This is a genomic window from Thermosynechococcus sp., assembly GCF_046299655.1.
Classification (GTDB): Bacteria; Cyanobacteriota; Cyanobacteriia; order Thermosynechococcales; family Thermosynechococcaceae; genus Thermosynechococcus.
On the sequence record NZ_JBKBHZ010000012.1, the window covers coordinates 34,193 to 49,908 of the forward strand.

17 protein-coding genes are annotated in these 15,716 nt (G+C 54.5%); 7 read left to right on the forward strand and 10 right to left on the reverse strand.

The genetic code is table 11. The features are described from left to right. Positions 1 to 21: 21 nt before the first annotated feature. Positions 22 to 543 (reverse strand): single-stranded DNA-binding protein, encoded by a 522-nt coding sequence (locus ACK4HN_RS08900; protein ID WP_409877530.1) that lies wholly within the window; start codon positions 541 to 543, stop codon positions 22 to 24. Between the two features lie 99 nt (positions 544 to 642). Here ACK4HN_RS08900 and ACK4HN_RS08905 point away from each other — a divergent pair, with 99 nt between their 5' ends. The 3 genes from ACK4HN_RS08905 to ACK4HN_RS08915 are packed head-to-tail and all read left to right on the forward strand — an operon-like array spanning position 643 to position 3,045. Further along, entirely contained in the window at positions 643 to 1,941 is a 1,299-nt protein-coding gene (locus tag ACK4HN_RS08905) for an NAD(P)/FAD-dependent oxidoreductase (protein WP_409877531.1), read from the forward strand. A 40-nt stretch (positions 1,942 to 1,981) separates the two neighbouring features. Further along, on the forward strand, positions 1,982 to 2,557 hold the full coding sequence (locus ACK4HN_RS08910) for a DUF3365 domain-containing protein (RefSeq protein WP_409877532.1): 576 nt from the start codon (positions 1,982 to 1,984) through the stop codon (positions 2,555 to 2,557). An 11-nt stretch (positions 2,558 to 2,568) separates the two neighbouring features. Then, positions 2,569 to 3,045, forward strand: coding sequence for a DUF3122 domain-containing protein (locus ACK4HN_RS08915; RefSeq protein ID WP_409877533.1), 477 nt, complete (start codon positions 2,569 to 2,571; stop codon positions 3,043 to 3,045). Here ACK4HN_RS08915 and ACK4HN_RS08920 read toward each other — a convergent pair. From ACK4HN_RS08920 to ACK4HN_RS08930, 3 genes are read right to left on the reverse strand one after another with little or no spacing between them, the layout of a single operon-like run. Further along, entirely contained in the window at positions 3,042 to 4,457 is a 1,416-nt protein-coding gene (locus ACK4HN_RS08920) for an anthranilate synthase component I (RefSeq protein WP_409869442.1), read from the reverse strand. The two genes, ACK4HN_RS08915 and ACK4HN_RS08920, sit on opposite strands and share 4 nt — an antisense overlap. Further along, positions 4,415 to 5,317 carry an energy-coupling factor transporter transmembrane component T family protein gene (locus ACK4HN_RS08925; RefSeq protein ID WP_409869443.1) on the reverse strand — a complete coding sequence of 301 codons (903 nt, stop codon included), beginning with the start codon at positions 5,315 to 5,317 and terminating at the stop codon, positions 4,415 to 4,417. Before ACK4HN_RS08925 ends, ACK4HN_RS08920 begins: the two co-directional genes overlap by 43 nt. A 7-nt stretch (positions 5,318 to 5,324) precedes the next feature. Next, complete coding sequence (locus ACK4HN_RS08930; protein ID WP_409869444.1) at positions 5,325 to 6,056, reverse strand: PspA/IM30 family protein; 732 nt, start codon at positions 6,054 to 6,056, stop codon at positions 5,325 to 5,327. Between the two features lie 219 nt (positions 6,057 to 6,275). On the opposite strand from ACK4HN_RS08930, the gene ACK4HN_RS08935 reads away from it, so the two are divergent. Next, positions 6,276 to 6,677, forward strand: coding sequence for a pentapeptide repeat-containing protein (locus tag ACK4HN_RS08935; RefSeq protein WP_409869445.1), 402 nt, complete (start codon positions 6,276 to 6,278; stop codon positions 6,675 to 6,677). Here the strand turns inward: ACK4HN_RS08935 and ACK4HN_RS08940 are convergent. Beyond that, positions 6,674 to 7,777: a histidinol-phosphate transaminase gene (locus ACK4HN_RS08940; protein ID WP_409869446.1), complete on the reverse strand. Its 1,104-nt coding sequence runs from the start codon at positions 7,775 to 7,777 to the stop codon at positions 6,674 to 6,676. The two genes, ACK4HN_RS08935 and ACK4HN_RS08940, sit on opposite strands and share 4 nt — an antisense overlap. A 114-nt stretch (positions 7,778 to 7,891) precedes the next feature. Between ACK4HN_RS08940 and ACK4HN_RS08945 the strand changes: the two genes are divergently transcribed. Further along, a complete protein-coding gene (locus ACK4HN_RS08945) occupies positions 7,892 to 8,833 on the forward strand; it encodes a DnaJ C-terminal domain-containing protein (protein WP_409869462.1) in 942 nt (313 codons plus the stop codon). 1 nt (position 8,834) lies between these two features. Here the strand turns inward: ACK4HN_RS08945 and panB are convergent, their stop codons facing one another. Beyond that, positions 8,835 to 9,620 (reverse strand): 3-methyl-2-oxobutanoate hydroxymethyltransferase, encoded by a 786-nt coding sequence (gene panB, locus ACK4HN_RS08950; RefSeq protein WP_409869463.1) that lies wholly within the window; start codon positions 9,618 to 9,620, stop codon positions 8,835 to 8,837. Between the two features lie 116 nt (positions 9,621 to 9,736). Between panB and ACK4HN_RS08955 the strand changes: the two genes are divergently transcribed. Next, positions 9,737 to 11,260 carry an AAA family ATPase gene (locus ACK4HN_RS08955; protein WP_409869447.1) on the forward strand — a complete coding sequence of 508 codons (1,524 nt, stop codon included), beginning with the start codon at positions 9,737 to 9,739 and terminating at the stop codon, positions 11,258 to 11,260. Positions 11,261 to 11,305: 45 nt separating this feature from the next. Further along, on the forward strand, positions 11,306 to 12,592 hold the full coding sequence (locus tag ACK4HN_RS08960; RefSeq protein WP_409869448.1) for a homoserine dehydrogenase: 1,287 nt from the start codon (positions 11,306 to 11,308) through the stop codon (positions 12,590 to 12,592). On the opposite strand, the gene cysW is transcribed toward ACK4HN_RS08960, so the two are convergent. The 4 genes from cysW to ACK4HN_RS08980 all read right to left on the reverse strand — a co-directional run bounded on the left by cysW (position 12,589) and on the right by ACK4HN_RS08980 (position 15,707). After that, complete coding sequence (gene cysW, locus ACK4HN_RS08965; RefSeq protein ID WP_409869449.1) at positions 12,589 to 13,428, reverse strand: sulfate ABC transporter permease subunit CysW; 840 nt, start codon at positions 13,426 to 13,428, stop codon at positions 12,589 to 12,591. The genes ACK4HN_RS08960 and cysW overlap by 4 nt on opposite strands. Beyond that, positions 13,415 to 14,266 (reverse strand): sulfate ABC transporter permease subunit CysT, encoded by an 852-nt coding sequence (cysT, locus tag ACK4HN_RS08970; protein WP_409869450.1) that lies wholly within the window; start codon positions 14,264 to 14,266, stop codon positions 13,415 to 13,417. The genes cysW and cysT overlap by 14 nt, the downstream gene beginning before the upstream one ends. Continuing rightward, positions 14,263 to 15,312: a sulfate ABC transporter substrate-binding protein gene (locus ACK4HN_RS08975; RefSeq protein WP_409869464.1), complete on the reverse strand. Its 1,050-nt coding sequence runs from the start codon at positions 15,310 to 15,312 to the stop codon at positions 14,263 to 14,265. The genes cysT and ACK4HN_RS08975 overlap by 4 nt, the downstream gene beginning before the upstream one ends. Before the next feature lie 86 nt (positions 15,313 to 15,398). Continuing rightward, positions 15,399 to 15,707, reverse strand: coding sequence for a hypothetical protein (locus ACK4HN_RS08980; protein WP_409877534.1), 309 nt, complete (start codon positions 15,705 to 15,707; stop codon positions 15,399 to 15,401). Positions 15,708 to 15,716: the final 9 nt, after the last annotated feature.

Below are 15,716 nucleotides of genomic sequence, written 5' to 3' on the forward strand. Positions count from 1 at the left end.
TAGCTGAATCAGCGTCAATTCCTAGAAAGGCACCTCATCCAAGTTAATATCCTCAGGTTCGGGGGGTGGGGGTGCGACCCGAGGTGTAACAGATGTTGTGACGGTAGGGGTAGCCATTGGAGTTGTGGCAGGCTGTGCAGGATGATCCACAATGTTGCCCTCAACGGTGTAGAAACGGCTCACCACCAGCTCGGCACGTTTTTCTTTGAAGCCCTCAGGGCGGTCAATGGTGTCCATTTTTAACCGACCTTCTAGGATCAGGCGATCGCCGACTTTGCATTCTGCCTGCATTTTTTGTCCCAAATTGCCCCAGGCCACGGTTCGCAAACTCATGGGTGGCTCTTCACTGCGCAGGCTGGCAAACTGCACCACCATCGTCGCCACCGCCATCTGAGTGTCTTGGGTATAGCGCAGCTCTGGGGCTTGAATGACTTCCGCAAAGAGGACACAACTATTCATCCGCTGGGCTTCCAACAGTTCACGTTGCTTCCAGTATAGTCCCAACGGCTGCCGCCACACTGCCACAGGATGAATCAAGGGCAATCGGCCTCTCAGTGGCACAGATGGGTATAGCCAATTGTATTTTTATACTACCATATAGTTAATTAAACAGATTTGCAGAGGATATAAGAGGATATAGTTATGGCACGGGTGGTTGTCCTTGGGGCTGGGATCGGCGGCTTGCCTACGGCCTATGAATTACGGCATCGTTTGGGCGATCGCCATCAAGTGATGTTGGTCTCCGATGTGGAGTGCTTTACATTTATTCCGGGATTGGTGGCAGTTGCCCTCGGACACAATTCCCTCGAACGCCTGCAAGTGCCCCTAGAGACAGTCAGCCGCCGCCATGGGTTGACGTGGGTACAAGGCAAAGTGCAGCAGGTTGATCCTAAGGCCAAGAAAGTTTATTTGCCTGAGCAAACCCTTGAGTACGACTATTTAGTGATTGCCACAGGGGCAGAACTGGCTCTCGATCTGATTCCCGGCCTTGGCATCCATAGTCATTTGGTATGTACCCCCACTCACGCAGTTGCTGCCCATCGAGCATGGCAAGAATTTCTCAAAGACCCAAAGGGTTTAGTAGTGGGTGCAGCGCCGGGAGCCAGTTGCTTTGGGCCAGCCTATGAATTTCTGTTTTTGGCAGAGTATGCCCTGCGGCGTCATGGGTTGCGCGATCGCGTCAAGATTACGTTCATTACCCCTGAACCCTACATTGGCCATCTAGGGATTGGCGGCTTGGCCAACAGCGCTAAACTCACCCTTGACTTGATTGAGAAACGGGGCATTGAAACTATCACCAATGCGGCAATCACCGCCATTGAGCCAAATCAGATTTGGTTGCAGGATGGGCAGAGGATTCCCTTTGGCTATAGCATGATTTTGCCGCCCTTTCGCGGAGCGGCGTTTGTGCGCGCTTCTCGCCTTGGTAATGAAAAGGGGTTTTTGCCCCTGCTGCCCACCCTTCAGCATCCCGACTATCCTGAGATCTATGGGGTCGGCATTAGTATTCACCTCCAGCCTTTAGAAGTAACCCCTGTCCCCATTGGGTTGCCCAAGACAGGTCAAATGACCGAGGAGATGGCGATCGCTGCTAGCCATAATATTGCCGTTGCCCTCGGGGAATTAGCGGCTGAGCCTGTGGTGCCGACACTCGATGCCCTCTGTTTTGCTGACTTTGGCGACACGGGGATTGCCTATATTGCCGCACCTGTCATCCCTGAGACCCTTGGGCAGAATCGCCGCTTAGCCTACGCTGTTCAAGGATTGTGGGTCAGTTGGGTCAAGGCTGCCTTTGAGCGCTACTTCCTGCTGAAAATGAGATGGGGGCTAAGTGTTCCTTGGTTTGAACGGTGGGGACTGCGGTTATTGTTTGGCCTTTCCCTTGTGCGTCCCCTGCAGCCCACGATGTTACCAGAACAGCAACCAACCTTAAAAGTTTGATAGATAAACATTGACAAAATCTGACAAAGGAGCAATTTTTATGGTGCGCATCTTTCTCATGGGGCTATTGATGGTCTTCCTGTGGCTTCACGCTTCCCTGCCCACGCTGGCCGGGGTTAATCCCGATGAACTGGGGAAGGCAGTAACTGCCATTGAACAACTGGATCAAATGCGGGTTGGTCTTGCCTCGACCCTAGAGGGCAGTACCGGCGAACCGACCCTTGACACCTTTAAGGCCGTTTGTGCGCCCGTCGGTAAGAAAGCCAAGGAGCTTGCTGCTGCCAATGGCTGGGCAGTGCGTCAGGTGGCTCTTAAATACCGCAACCCCAACCACGCCCCCCGCACAGCGCTGGAAGTGCAGGCTCTCAATCGGTTTGAGAACAATCGTCAACTGCAAGCCTTTTGGCAAACCGACAATGCAGGGGTGCATTACTTCCGTCGTATTGATGTCCAAGCGAGCTGTCTTGCCTGCCATGGGGCTAAAAATCGGCGGCCTGCCTTTATCCAAGAAAAATATCCCGGCGATCGCGCCTATGGTTTCCGCGTTGGCGATCTGCGGGGAATGTACGCCGTCACCATTCCGCAAATTCAGCAGGCACTGCAAACCTCACCCTAGGGGGAACTTCGATGGCATGTTGGCGGCATTTTTGGCTAATTATTCTGCTTGTCATTCCCCTGTGGCTGGCGGTGTCCCCCAGTAGTCCTGCCATGATTCGCACGATTGAGGAGGCTCCCAATCAAATCGTGGTGCAGTCGCGGCATCAGTTGCAGGATAATCGTGGCTTCACGTGGCAGGTGATTCTCTTTTCCCGTCGTGACCAGTTGCAGTTGCGCTTGGTCGGGTTTCCAGAGCAGTACCACTTTCGCCATCCCAATCCCTTGGTGTTAATCACGTCGAGCGGTCAAACCCTCACCGCTCCAGATGACTTTCCCAAGGCAGACACCGTTACCAATGTGGGACAGTTTGACCTGTTGCCCCTCGCCTCGCAATTGCCCAAGAGTGAATCTTTGGTGCTGCGTCCGCCCCTAGAGGAGCAGGGGATTGAGATTGCCGTTCCCGCTGCTGTGGCGATCGAGTGGCACGCTCTCATTGAGGGAGTCTAGGAACAGGTGCTGATGGGCGTGGCTGCTCCGAGGGCAAGGAGCAGGGCTTGGGCTTTGCTCAGGGATTCTTGCCATTCCCGCTGCGGATCGCTGTCGGCCACAATACCGGCGCCTACTTGCCCCCAGGTGGTCTGGCGATCGCGAGCCACCAAGAGGGTACGGATGAGGATATTCAAATCCAAATGCCCTCGCTGATCCCAGTAGCCACAGGAACCGTAGAACAAGTTGCGGGGAAAGGGTTCCAACTCAGCCAAAATCTCCATGCAGCGCACCTTGGGACAGCCGGTAATTGTGCCGCCGGGAAAGAGGGCACGAATCACATCCGCGGGGGACAGCCCCGCTTGCAGTTTGCCGCGCACATTGCTCACCAAGTGCATCACATGGCTGTAGTACTCCAGTGTGAGCAGTTCATCCACCACCACACTGCCCCACTGGCACACCCGCCCCAAGTCATTGCGCTCTAAATCCACAAGCATAATGTGTTCGGCCTGTTCTTTCATATTGCTGAGGAGTTCCTCGGCGTAGGCGCGATCGCCCGCTGGGGTTTGGCCACGCGGACGGGTACCGGCAATGGGTCGGGTTTGCACCCTATCTCCCTGAACTTGTACCAAGCGTTCCGGTGAGCAACTGACAATGTAGCCCCAAGGGGTCTGCCAAAAACTGGCAAAGGGAGAGGGGTTGATTTGCTGAAGCCGTAGGTATTGTTGCCAAGGATCAACAGGCCCGTAATGGTAAAAGCGGGCTGACAGATTAGCCTGAAAAATATCCCCGGCGCGAATATGATGCAGAATTTGGCGAACCGCTGCTTGATAGGTGTCGGGGTGCCAGCCAGCGGCTAGTTCAATGCTGCCGGGGCGATCGGGCACCCAGAGAGAATCCGCAGGGGGTGTTTCCTCAAGCGCCTCTTGCAGCGCCACTAGTTGACTAGAGGTCGAAGCTGCCAGATAGAGGAGATCAGCTTGGTGATCGAGGACGGCAAAGGCTGCCGGTTCATACCAAAAGGCCACAGGAAAAGGCAGCGGATCCGGTTTCAAGGGGGGAAGGGCTTCTATTTCCCACGCCAACTCATACCCCAGCCATCCCAACCAGCCACCAGTAAAGGGCAAATGGCTTACTGCTTCAGGAACTGCTTCACAGCGGGGGAACTGTTGTAGGGTCGGCAGGACTTGACCCAAGGAGAGTGCCCACTGGCGATCGCCCCGCGGGGAACCCGCACAAATGGAGTAACGCGCTTGGCGGGTGGGGGCTTGGGCTGGGCTTTCGAGGAGAACGGCAATCGGCTCCGCCAAAAATAGCTGCTGAAAAACGGCGCGGCCCGTGCGACCCCGCAGCGGCAAAGAGCACCATAGCCACGGCTGACAGGGGAAGATCAATGGTGTGTCACCCCCAACCAACCCAAACGAACCAGCCAAAATAGTCCCATCCCCCCTAGAGCCAGCCAATCTCGCCGCTGCAAGCGCAGATGGTGCCAGGGATTATCGTAGGTGCCCGGTTCTTGAAAACCCCGTACCTGCATGGCACAGGCCACCTGTTCTGCCCGCAGCAACAAGTTGTCCACCAAGCGTACCGCCAAGGTGAGCCACAGCTTAATACTGCCTTTGATACCCACCAACCGCCAATTGATGGCACGAGTCCGCACGGAGCGGCTCAGGTTTTGCACCTCTTCTAGAACAAGGGGAATAAACCGCAGCGAAAGCGTCAAGGTCAGGGCAATTTCGGCCACTGGCAGCTTCAAGCGTTTTAGGGGCTGCATCAGATTTTCCAAGCCAGCGGTGACTTCCTCAGGGGCAGTGGTCAGCAAAAACAGATGCGTACTGTAAAGGAGTGTAAACAGGAGGGTACTCAGTCGTAGCCCCAAATCCAGCGATCGCTGGGAGATTTGCAGATGAATGGGAAACTGACCCACTTGGGTATGAAACTGCCACAGGATATAACTGTAACTCGTCGGTGGAACTGGGGCTGCCAAGGGACGGCGGGGTTGATAGGTGACGGCCATCCCATCGGGCATTAAAGCCGTGATGACTAGAATTAAACTACCCACGAAGAGGAGCCACAGCAGTTGCCGTCGCCACACCCGCGCGGGGATTCCCCCTAACAGCGTCAGGAGAATTAAACTGACCACTAGCCCCAACCGCCAAGGGACATCCGCCAAAATGGGAGCTAACAGAAACGTCATCAACCATGCCAGCTTGACCCGTGGATCAAGGCGGTGCAGCCAAGTAACAGGTTGTTCAAGGTATAGCCCCAAGGGGAGCGATCGCAACAAATCCATAGAAAAATTAGTTTTTCCCTAGTTCCCGCCGCAGCGCTTCCAACTCTGGGTCGTAGGCAGGGGTAGTGCTGGGTAACAGTTGCGGATTAGCCAATTCTGCCTTCAGCCGCGCTAAATCCTCGTCCACACTCCCTGCTTCTAGGGCAGCAAACTTGGCTTCGAGGGTGTCGCTATTCAGTTCAGCCACCGCTTGGGAGCGAGCCTCTAGTTCTTGAACCCGTTCCTCCATGCGCTCAAAGGCGGCCATTGGGGCATTGGTGTTGAGGCTGCTAAAGGTTTGTTGCAGTTGCTCTGAGGCCTTGGCTGCCCGTGCCCGTGCCACCAGCATTTCTTTACGGGTTCTCGCTTCCGCAATCTTGCTTTCAAGCTGCTGCATTTGTTTTTTGAGCGCTTCCACTTGGGTCACGGACTGCTCCAGTTGCCCTTTGAGGGCCATAGCTGCATTCAGTGCAGTTTTTTTGCGACTCAAGGCCTCAAGCGCCAGTTGCTCATCCCCATGTTGCAGGGCAATTTTGGCGCGGCGCTCCCACTCTGCCGCCTGCTGTTGATTTTGGTTGAACTGTTGCTCTAACCGCTTTTGGGAGGCGATCGCTTGGGCAACCGCTTGCCGCAGGGTCACTAAATTATCCTGCATTTCAATCATCGTCTGCTCGAGGATTTTTTCGGGATCTTCGGCAGCACCCACCAGCGCATTGAGCCAACTGCGAACCACACGGCTGACGCGATCAAACAGTGCCACAGCGTTCTCTCCCTCTTGGCTTTTCATCTATAGCTTCAATCTATAGCTTAATTTATAGCAGCATGCCATTTTCTCTTACCCTCCCAGAAATTAACTCCATGCGCCAAAGAAGCCTGCGGTATGATTTCCATAAGGTCGTGAGAGAGGCTAAATAGCGGCTAATTTATATTAAAAATATTATTAAAATCTATTGTACTCAATCCCATTATAAATGACTGAATGTTACCCCCCCCCGAAAATCCCGATAAACACGGCTTTTTAGAACGCTATGCCCCAGCGTTCATTAATCAAAGAAAGTTGCAGCGACTTTTAGAATTGTATGCTCAAGGGGAGCGCTGCTTTCAAAAGTGGAATCTCAGAGGCATTACCCTAGAGAATGCCGATCTCAGTGGTATTGACCTCAGCAAAGCTGACCTTAGTGATGCGCGGCTGATTGACGTTAACTTAACAAGGGCAAAGCTAATTGAAGCACAGTTAGTGAACGCGGAACTCACTGCCGTCCAGCTCAACCAAGCCAACCTCAGCTGGGCAAACTTGCGCGGAGCTACTCTTGTGCGTACGTCATTGGCAAAAGCCACTCTGCGCAGCACAGTCTTACCCAATGGAGAGATATGCCACTAGAGGATTGTCAGCAAAGCCTGCTCCAAACGCTGCCAAAAGCGGTCATTTTCTGCGGGTGTGCCGATGGTGACGCGAATGCCGCCGGCGATCGCTCGCACAAGGGTACCCTCACGCCTTAAGGCATCACACAGGGGCTGGGTGTGTTGCGGTTCTTGCAAACGGAAAAAGAGAAAATTGGCCACACTGGGCCATAGCCGCAGTTGGGGGCACGCCTGAAGCCGTTCATAGAGGCGCTGCCGCTCCGCCAGCACTGTGGGAACCTCGGCTAGCAGTTCCTGACGATGCTCAAGGGCAACTTGCGCCGCCACTTGGGAAAAGGTGGGTAGGTTATAGGGCAGACGGACTTTTTCTAGGACTGCTATGACCTCTGGATGAGCAATGGCGTAGCCCACGCGATGGGCGGCAAGGCGAAAGGCCTTGGAAAAGGTGCGCAGAATTAACCAGTTGGGATGGGCTGCCAATTCCCCCACCAGTGTCTTGCCCGAAAACTCAAAATAGGCCTCATCAATCACCACTAAAATGTCCTCAGGAAGCTGCCGTAGCCAGTCCACCTCTGCTGTGGTGAGGGGGTTTCCCGTCGGGGAGTTGGGTTGCAGCATAAACAGAGCACGCACAGGGGGATCCCCTTGGGCAATGAGCGCGTCCGCCTCGGCAATTTGCACGGCAAAGGTGTCAGGATCGCGGGGCGATCGCTGGACGGGAATCCCTAGGGTTTGGGCGAGGATCCCGTATATGGAAAAGGTCGGTTCTGCCACTAGGATAGAACCATAGCCCCCGATTGCAGTGGCCAGTAAAATCGAGCGAATGAGTTCATCGGAGCCGTTGCCAACCGCAATTTGGTGTGGGGAGATTGCGGTTGGGCTGTGTTCACTGACATAGCGAGCGATCGCCTGCCGCAGCGGCCAATGGTGACTGTCGGGATAGCGATGACTGGCTAGGGTACTGATGTACTGCTGGGCTAGCCTTTCCTTGAGAGCAATGGGCAAATCCCAAGGAAACTCATTGGTATCGAGGGAGTCCACTTCTGGCGGTAGAGAGTCGCTCGTGAGGGTAGAGTAGGCGCGGAGGTTGCTCAGTTCTGGACGAAGAAACGTCGCCATGCCAAGACGGTATAAGGGGATTCAACTATAATAGCACTGAGCTTTTTGCCCTCATTTGCTGCCAGCCCTGCCACTCATCTGCATCTTTATGATTACTTAGAGGCGAATGTTGCTATGGCGCGTACCGACTTCAAAGACTACTACCAAATCCTCGGGGTCAGCAAAAATGCCACAGATGCCGAAATTCGGCAAGCCTTTCGCCGTCTTGCTCGCAAGTATCACCCCGACTTAAATCCGGGGGACAAAGACGCAGAAGCTCGTTTCAAGGAAATTAACGAAGCCCACGAAGTGCTCTCAGATCCAGAAAAGCGGCGCAAATACGATCAATTTGGTCAGTACTGGCAACAGGCCAGTGCGGCGGGTGCCGGTGGCTTTAATGTCAATGTGGGCGACTTTGGCGCTGATTTTAGTCAGTTTGCCAACTTTGAAGATTTTATCAATGAGTTGCTGGGACGCTTTGCCACGGGCACAACCACAGGGCGCACCCGCAGTTGGAGCAGCGTTGGCTTTGATACGGCTGGGTTTGGTGCCACCGACGTTGAGACGGAAGTGCAAATTAGCTTCCAAGAGGCCTTTCAAGGCTGCCAAAAATCATTCGCCATTGGCAATGAACAGGTGACGGTGAGGATTCCCGCAGGGGTAAGAAGCGGCACGAAGTTGCGCCTGCGCGGTAAAGGTCAATATAACCCCTACACCCAACAGCGAGGGGATCTGTATCTCACTGTCCAAGTGGCACCCCATCCCATCTTCCACTTTGAAGAGGATCAACTGGTGATTGATTTGCCGATCACGCCGGATGAAGCTGCGTTGGGTGCGCAAGTGACGGTGCCAACCCCATCCGGGAACGTGGTTGTGAATGTACCGGCGGGGACGCGCTCTGGGCAATCTCTGCGGCTGCGGGGCAAAGGGTGGCCGAATCGGCTAGGGAGCAGGGGCGATCTTCTTGCCAAAGTGCAAATTGTGCCCCCCAAATTCCTGAGTGCTCAAGAACAAGAACTCTACGCAAAATTGCGATCGCTGCGCACCTTTAACCCCCGTAGCCATTGGCCAGTTTAAGTTAGGGGAATTGTCGTGATTTAACAGCTTGACAGTAGTTTTCGAGGGCCGCGATCGCCTGCGTTCCCAAGTCAGCATACACCTTGGCGAAGGGGGGCACCTGTGGACTCAAGCCCAAAATATCGGCTGTCACCAGCACCTGACCATCGCAGTGGGGGCCTGCCCCAATGCCAATCGTGGGAATGTCTAGTTTGGCGGTAATCTGCTGGGCCAAGTCCGCAGGAATATGCTCCAAAATAATGCCAAAGGCGCCTGCCTCGGCAAGGGCAAGGGCATCTGCAACAATAGCTTCTGCAGCCTGGGGGGTCTTGCCCTGTTGATGCCATCCCCCCAATTGATGTACCCGCTGCGGCAGCAAACCCACATGCCCCAAAACAGGAATGCCCGCCTCAACCAAGCGTCGTGTGGCTGCCTGAACCACAGGCGAAGCCCCTTCCATTTTCACCGCCTGCACCTCTGCTTCTTTAACCAAACGCCCTGCTGATCGCAGCGCCTGCTCTGGGCTTTCTTGGTAGCTCAAAAAGGGCAAATCACACACAAGGAAACTATGGGTGACGCCCCGCCGTACAGCTTGGGCATGGTGAATCATCTGCTCGAGGGTCACCGGCAACGTGGTTTGATAACCAAGGGCAACCATGCCAAGGGAATCCCCCACAAGGATCACATCCACGCCCGCTGCATCCAATAGCCGTGCCCACAGGTAGTCCCAAGCCGTGAGCATGGTAATCGGCTCTCCCTGCTGTTTTTTCTGTTGTAGTTGCGGTAATGTAACGGGACGACGCACCATAGCCAGATGCACAAGGGTTGTATCCCCATCCTCTAAAGGAATGCTCAAAACGTCAATTTAGCCACAGGCATAGAGTCTAGTGATATGATTGGGGCGCGATGTTAGCCACAATACGCATGTCTTTGCCTGCCTTTGTCGAAGCTCTATTAACCCCCGCTGCCTACCCCCATGCAGTCATCACCCCAATTCAATTGCTGCAAACCCATATTTCCTATGTGTTTCTCACGGGGGACTATGCCTACAAGGTGAAAAAGCCGGCGGACTTTGGCTTTTTGAACTTTACAACCCTAGAAAAGCGGCTATTTTATTGTCAGGAAGAGTTACGGCTGAATCGGCGCTTGGCACCCGATCTGTACTTGGCTGTGGTGCCCATTGTGGCATTGGGCGATCGCTATTGCGTGGTGGATTCCCAAGACCTGCCTGCGGGGTCTGAGGTGGTTGACTATGCCGTACAAATGCGGCAATTTGATCAATCGCAACTGTTTTCTCATCTCTTTGCAGCCAACCAAGTCACCCCCCACCTGATTGAATCCCTCGGCAAAGAACTAGCTCACTTTCACCGCACCGCTGCCACCAGTCCCCACATTAGTGAATTTGGCTCCCCGCGAGCGATCGCCCAAGTAATTAACAATTGCCATGCCTTGGCGGCTCAATTTGTCGGTCGCTGTCAGTCCCCAGAACGGTATGCGGCAATTCAGGCCTTTACCGATGACTTTTTGACGCGACATCAGGAGTGGTTTGTGCAGCGACAAGCAGGGGGTAAAATTCGCGAGTGCCATGGGGATCTGCACCTAAATAATATCTGTCTCTACAACGGCAGGGTGCAAATTTTTGACTGTATTGAGTTCAACGAGGAATTTCGCAATATTGATGGCATCTATGACGCTGCCTTTTTGCTCATGGATCTGGAATTTCGTGGGGGCAGCGACTTGGCCAATCTTTTCCTCAACACCTACTTGGAATGGAGTGGGGACTATGAAGGGGCAGTGCTCTTGCCGCTGTACCTGTGTGTGAGGGCCTATATTCGCGGTAATGTGAACTCCTTGGCGCTCAATGATCCCGCCATTAGTGATGCTGAAAAAGCACAGATTCAAGCCACTGCTGCCGCCTACTATGAGGCCGCCTACCGCTACACCCAACCGCGCCAAGCCAAGCTCTATGTGATGTGTGGCCTCTCCGGAGCGGGCAAAAGTACCCGCGGGCGGGGTCTTGCTCAAGCGGAGCAGGCGATTCAAATCCGCTCCGATGCGGTGCGCAAACACTTGGCAGGCTTACCCCTTGATCGCCACAGCAGTGACTTTCCAGAGGTGGATCTCTATTCCGAAGCGATGACCCAAAAAACCTACAATCAACTCTTGGCCTATGCGGAATTGTTACTGCGTCAGGGACAAACGGTGATTTTGGATGCAAAGTACGATCGCGTGGCACTGCGGCAACCAGTGATTGCCCTCGCAGAGAAATTGCACGTACCCCTAGAGATTCATTTCTGTAGTGCACCCCCGGAGGAATTGCGCCGTCGCTTGAGCGATCGCCAAGGGGATATTGCCGAGGCAACCCCCGATCTGATTGCTGCCCAAATGGCCAGTTTTGAACCCTTTTTGGCGGAGGAGGAACCCTACGTTCGCCATGTGTGTGACTAGGACGAGCGCGACTGATAATAGGAACAGTGCAATAGGACGGGTCTGATGTATCACATTGGTTTACTGGGGTTGGGCACTGTTGGTGGCGGGGTGGCGCAAATTTTGGCGGATGCAGCGGGACGCCATCCCCTGCTTAAGGAACTGGCGATCGCCCAAGTGGGGGTACGGGATATCCATAAACCCCGTACCGTTGCCCTTGATCCACAACTGTTGACAACGGATTTAGAGAGCATTGTCACCAACCCGGCCATTGACATTGTGGTGGAAGTCCTCGGCGGCATTGAACCGGCGCGATCCCTCATTCTCAAGGCCATTGCCCACGGCAAGCACATTGTCACCGCCAACAAGGCCGTGATTGCCCGTCATGGCGATGAGATTTTTGATGCCGCCAAGGCCCAAGGGGTCTATGTGATGTTAGAGGCGGCGGTGGCGGGGGGGATTCCGGTCATCCAAGCCCTGAAACAGAGTCTTGGTGCCAATCGCATCCACAGCGTCACGGGCATTCTCAATGGCACCACCAACTACATTTTGACGCGTATGCAGCAGGAGCAGGGAGATTTTGCCCCCATCCTTGCTGATGCCCAGCGCCTCGGGTATGCGGAGGCCGATCCCAGCGCCGACATTGAGGGGTGGGATGCCGCAGATAAAATTGCCATTCTTGCTAGCCTTGCCTTTGGCGGACGGATTCGCCGTGAGGAAGTGTATTGCGAAGGCATTCGTGGCATTACCGCCGTGGATATTGCCTACGCTGAAAAGCTCGGCTTTCGCATTAAACTGCTGGCGATCGCTCGCCGCTTAGGTACCCAGCCCCTAGAGGTGCGTGTGCATCCCACCCTCGTTCCCCTTGAGCATCCCCTAGCAGGGGTGAATGACGTCTTCAATGCCATCCTTATCGAAGCAGAGCCACTAGGACAGGTGATGTTCTATGGTCCCGGTGCGGGGGCTGGAGCAACCGCCAGTGCTGTCGTGGCCGATTTGATTAACATTGCCGCCCTTTTGCCCCAAGGCCCTGCCCGTCATCCCTTACTAACCTGTCAGCACGATCAAGCTATACCGCTGCTGCCGATGGCGGAGGTGGATAGTCGCTTCTATGCCCGTGTCCATGCCCAAGATCATCCAGGGGTTTTGGGGAAACTGGGCACCTGTTTTGGCAATCACAATGTCAGTTTGGAGTCCCTTGTGCAAATTGGCAGCCATAATGAACTGGCAGAAATTGTGATTGTCACTCACCATGTGCGCGAAGGGGAGTTTCGTCAAGCCATGGCCGAGATTGCCCAGATGGCCGATATTGAAGCTGTGCCCTCGATTTTGCGCGTCTTGGGTAAGTCCTAAGCATTGGGCTTGATGCCGGTTTTGCGCTCTAAAATTTCCTTCACCACCAGCGTCACCAAGGCTAAGAGACCAAGGATCACGGCTGCGGCGTAGGCCGACTCTGTGTTGTAGTTTTTGTAGGCCTCTTCCACAAAGAGGGGCAGGGTTTGCGTCAAACCCGCCACATTGCCAGAAACCACTGCCACCGCACCAAATTCCCCCATTACCCGCGCATTGGTCAACACAACGCCATAGAGCAGCCCCCAGCGGATATTGGGCAGGGTGACTCGCCAAAAGGTTTGCCACTCATTGGCGCCTAGGGTTTTTGCGGCTTCCTCCTGCTCGGTGCCAATTTCTTCTAGGACAGGAATGACCTCCCGCGCCACAAAGGGCAAACTCACAAAGGCCGTTGCCAGCACCATCCCCGGAAAAGAGAAAATAACACGAATATCCAAGGCTTGCAGCCAGCCGCCAAACCAGCCATTGCGGCCATAGACCAGTACGAGCATCAGTCCGGCAACAACGGGGGAGATGGAAAAGGGTAAGTCAATCATGCTGAGCAACAGGGTGCGGCCCGGAAAGCGATGGCGGGCGATCGCCCACGCGGCACAGAGGCCAAAGACCGTGTTTAAGGGCACCACTACCAAGGCAAGGGCAAACGTCAGCCACACCGCATGCAGAAAATCTGGCTCCAGCAAATTTTCCAGAAAGGGCAGGACTCCCCTGTGAAAGGCTTGGAAAAGGACATTGGCCGCTGGAATCAGGAGCACCAAGGCTAAGTAGCCGATAGCAATGACAATCAAAAGGGCGTGCAGCCACGGCTTTTCTTGGGTGGGGGAGGGTTTAACGCTCCGCATAGCGCCGTCCCCATGCTTGCAGCAGGTTAATCAAAAATAAAATCGCCAAGGACACCAAGAGCATTACCGTACCAATAATGGTGGCTGCCTCATAGTCGTACTGCTCCAAGCTCTGAAACACCAGCACCGAGGCAATCAAGTCGCGAAAGGGGGTGTTGGAGGAAATAATCACAACCGAACCAAATTCCCCGACGGCGCGTGAAAAGCCTAGAGCCACCCCCGTCAGAATGGCGGGCATTAAAGGCGGCAAAATCACTCGCCAGAAGGTCTGAGCATGGGTAGCACCGAGCGACCATGCAGCCTCCTCCACATCCTTTTCCATCTCCGTGAGGACCGGCTGAACCGTACGAATGACGAAGGGCAGCGAAATAAAGAGCATCGCCACTGCTACCCCCCAGCGGCTAAAGGCGATTTTGATGCCGAAGGGAGCGAATAAACTCCCAATCCAGCCATTTTCGCTATAAACCGTGGCTAGGGTGAGACCAGCCACCGCCGTTGGCAATGCAAAAGGTAGATCCACGACGGCATCAAAGAAGCGCTTTCCCGGAAAGGAGTAGCGCACCAGTACCCAAGCAATCAGGGTACCAAAGACGCCATTGATGACCGCCGTGATCAGGGCAGTGATAAAGGTGACTTCGTAGGCCGAAAGGGCGATCGCCTGCGTGGCCACCTGCCAAAAATGCAGTGGTCCGGCACTACTGGCACGGCTCAAGAGGGCGGCAATGGGCACAGCCAGCATCACCAGTAGGTAAAAGACCGTGATTCTCCAGACCCAAGGGAACTGCCAGCGCTGTTTTTTAGAAGAGCAGGCCGCAGGGATGGGGTTTGTGGTGATCATGAGGCTCGATTCTCCTGTTGAATTTGATCAAACAGGGCACCGTTGGCAAAAAATTGCGCTTGCACCTTCTCCCAGCCCCCTAAATCCGCCACAGTAAAGAGGGTGGGCACCGGCGGAAACTCCTGCTGATGGGCGGCAAGGACGGCAGGATCGACGGGGCGAAAACCATACTGGGCAAAGATTTCCTGAGCTTGCGGCGTGTAGAGAAAATCAATGTAGGCTTGGGCCACCTCCCGCGTGCCATGTTTATCAACATACTTGTCCACAAGGGCGATCGGGTTTTCAATCAGGATATTCACAGGCGGAATGGTGTAGGAAAAGGACTGCCCCTTTTGGTGTGCTAGGATGACTTCGTTTTCGTAGTTGATTAGAGCATCCCCTTGACCCTGCTTCAAAAAGGCATCAGTTGCTTCGCGGCCATCGCGGGGTAGAGCCACCACATGGCGCAAGGCTTCGGTAACAAACTGCTTTGCTTGTTCAGGCGTTCCCCCCGTTTGGGTGACAGATCCCCACAGGGCAAGGAAGTTCCAGCGAGCCGCACCAGAGGTTTTGGGATTCGCCGTGACGAATGTCACTCCCTGCCGCGTCAAATCCTGCCATGTTTGCAGATTTTTGGGGTTGCCCTGCCGTGTGATCAGGGCGCAGACAGAAGTGGTGACAATGCTGTTGTGGGGGGCTTGGTTTGCCCAGTCAGGACGAATTAACCCTGCCTTGGCAATGCGATCCACATCCAAACCCAAGGAAAAGTGAACAATATCCGCCTCTAGACCATCAATCACTGCCCGTGACTGACTGCCAGATGGCCCATAACTTGTCCGAAAGCGCACTTTTTGCTGATGGTCGTGCTCCCATTGGGCGGCAAACAGGGGCATAATGGCCTCGTGTGCTTTTTTGGTGACTGCAAACGAAGAAAGGGTGAGATTTACTTGAGCAGGGCGGCCATCGGGCAGTGTGGCCTGCAATTGACAAGCAGCGGTGAGACCACTAAGGCCTACCGCGAGTAGAAACAGACTAAACCAAACCCTAAAACGCCGCCAGCTCACTATGCTGTTAACAATCTACGATAAGTCGGTCGGAATACCGATGTGTAAATTCATCTTAGCAGAAGGGGCAGCAATTCTGGCTGGAATTCTTAAAACGTGATCAGCACCCCATTAGGATTGGTGGGAATCACAAACTGCGGTTGATTGCGGGAGGGCTTTTTGCGGTGATGGCGCGATCGAACCCTAACCGCTCTTGGCTGTACCACATACACTGGTTGCGTTTGCGGGGTGGGCACCACATAGACGGGTTGGCTGGGGGGACTCGGTACCACATACACCGGCTGGCAGGAACCACCGAAATTGATATTCACATTTAGTTGGGCAGCGGCGGCATCCGCAAAGGAAAGGACAGCCAAACCAGTCAAGGACGATGGGCCAACGACTTGCAGTGTCTTCAATATCGTCAA